The organism is Pseudoalteromonas sp. NJ631 (genome assembly GCF_000276645.1).
Classification (GTDB): domain Bacteria; phylum Pseudomonadota; class Gammaproteobacteria; order Enterobacterales; family Alteromonadaceae; genus Pseudoalteromonas; species Pseudoalteromonas piscicida.
In genome coordinates, this window is record NZ_AKXJ01000033.1 from 1 (window position 1) to 2324 (window position 2324).

Sequence of the window (2324 nt, forward strand, 5' to 3'; positions counted from 1 at the left end):
TGGGCATTTACGCCAGGTATTACCAGATTATATGGTGCCGGCGGCTTTTGTTGTCCTAGATGCTTTACCGCTAAGTGCTAACGGCAAAGTAAACCGTCATGCGTTGCCAGAGCCGGATATGGAGGCTTTAAGGGCAGAGTATATCGCTCCGCAGACGGAGACGGAAATACGCCTGAGTGAAATTTGGCAGCAGGTGTTGGGTTTAGAAAAAGTAGGTATCACCGATAGCTTCTTTGAGCTTGGCGGCCATTCACTGTTGGCAACTAAGCTGGTGGCCAGAATTAATGAAACTTTTGCAATTAACTTCCCTATCAAGGCTTTTTTCGAGCACAACACCATAGAAAAGCAGGCAAAACTTATAGGAAACAACTTATTTGATGAAGCGCAAATCGTCATACCACAAAGAAATAAGATGATTTCAAATCAGGATGAATTAGAAGAAATAGAACTATGACACTGTTAACCGAATTAAAAGAATTATTAAAAAACGGCATAGAAGTAAAACTGGTTGGCGAGAAACTAAAAGTTGAGGCCATGCCAGGTGCGTTGAAGGCAGAACAAATCGCTCTTCTCAAACAGCAAAAAGAAAATATTCTTCGACTGTTTCATTCCCTGACGATTAAGTCTAACCGAGATTATGAGTTTCTATCTTTTGCCCAGCAAAGGTTATGGTTGTTAGATCAAATCGACGGTGGTAGCCACCAATATAATATGCCGATGGCCTTGAAGCTCAGTGGTGTTTTTGATGAAAGAGCAATGCAACGGGCATTTGCGGACATAATGGAGCGCCATGAAAGCTTGCGTACCTGTTTTGTTGCTGCAGATGATGGTGAGCCTGTACAAATTATCAAGGAGAAAAGCGGTTTTGACGTGCCACTGACGGACTTGTCGGCACTGCCAAAAGAGGAGCAACAAACACAGATTGATCAAGTCGCTTCCGCCGAAGCCGAAGCCATCTTTGATCTAAGCTGGGATTTTATGGTGAGAGCACGGGTACTTAAATTATCCTCCCAGGAACATATTTTGCTGGTCACCATGCATCATATTGCTTCAGACGGCTGGTCAATGGGGATACTGGTAAACGAGTTCAGTCGTTTGTATAGCGCCTATGTGCAGGGAGAAGAGAGTCCCCTGACACCACTTGCTATCCAGTATGCCGATTATGCCAACTGGCAGCGGGAATGGCTGCAGTCTAACAAGCTGGACGAGCAACTGGCTTATTGGCAAGATAAACTTTCGGATTTGCCTGCATTGCATAACCTGCCGCTGGATAAGCCTAGGCCTTTAGCTCAAGGTTTTAGTGGTGAAACCTATGTGTCCTGTATTGCTAAAACCGAGTTAGCAAGTTTAAAAAAACTTTGCCAAACCCGAGAGGCAACCTTATTTATGGGGCTACACGCCGCATTTTCTGTGTTGCTGTCTCGCTACAGCAATGAAAAGGATATCGTGGTTGGGACGCCAGTAGCCAACCGTGAACAGATGGAAGTGGCGGATTTGATCGGCTTTTTCGTCAATACCTTAGTACTGCGCTGTGATTTATCCGGTGAGCCCGGATTTTTTGATGTTCTGGCACAAAGCAAACAAATGTTGCTGGATGCCTATGCCCATCAACAGGTCCCTTTTGAGCAAGTAGTCGAACGGCTGCAGCCTGAGCGTAACCTGAGCCACAGCCCGTTATTCCAGGTGATGCTGGCGCTGCAAAATAATGAACAAGGCAATTTGTCATTACCGGGAATAAGTTTATCTCAGTTAAACTTAAACCAGGGGGACGTGTCACAATTTGATTTAACCTTAAATGTTGCTGAAAAACCGGATGGGTTGACCTTGAGCTGGGTGTTTAATACCGATTTGTTTGAGCGCGACACAATAGCGCGTATGGCGGAGCATTTTGAGGTCTTGTTATCCGCTCTGGTACAGGCGCCTGAGCAGGATGTCTTTAGCCATGAGCTGGCGACGGTGCAGGAGCGGGAGCAGTTACTTGGGCGCTGGAATAATACCGAGGCAGAAGTACCATTGGAGTACTGTCTCCATGAACTCTTTGCGGAGCAGGCTGATCGTTGTTCGAAAAAAACCGCTCTAGTCTGTGATGGTATGAGCCTTAGTTACGGTGAGTTAAACCGCCGCGCGAATCAGCTGGCCCATTACCTGAAAGCGCAAGGTGTGAAGCCAGATACCCTTGTCGGGCTTTGTGTTGAACGCTCGGTGGATATGGTGGTAGGTATTCTGGGGATCCTCAAAGCTGGTGGAGCCTATGTGCCACTTGACCCGACTTATCCGCAGGCACGACTGGCCTATATGCTTAGCGACACGAACGTCGCTCTGGT

At 46.7% G+C, this 2324-nt stretch carries 2 protein-coding genes; both read left to right on the forward strand.

Features of this window, described 5'->3' with window-relative positions; genetic code table 11:
• Positions 1–454: phosphopantetheine-binding protein (locus A587_RS24380; RefSeq protein ID WP_017219560.1), on the forward strand; the 454-nt coding region annotated here is incomplete at its 5' end.
• A partial coding sequence (locus tag A587_RS24385) for a condensation domain-containing protein (protein WP_017219561.1) occupies positions 451–2324 on the forward strand: 1874 nt, incomplete at its 3' end. The genes A587_RS24380 and A587_RS24385, both read left to right, overlap by 4 nt.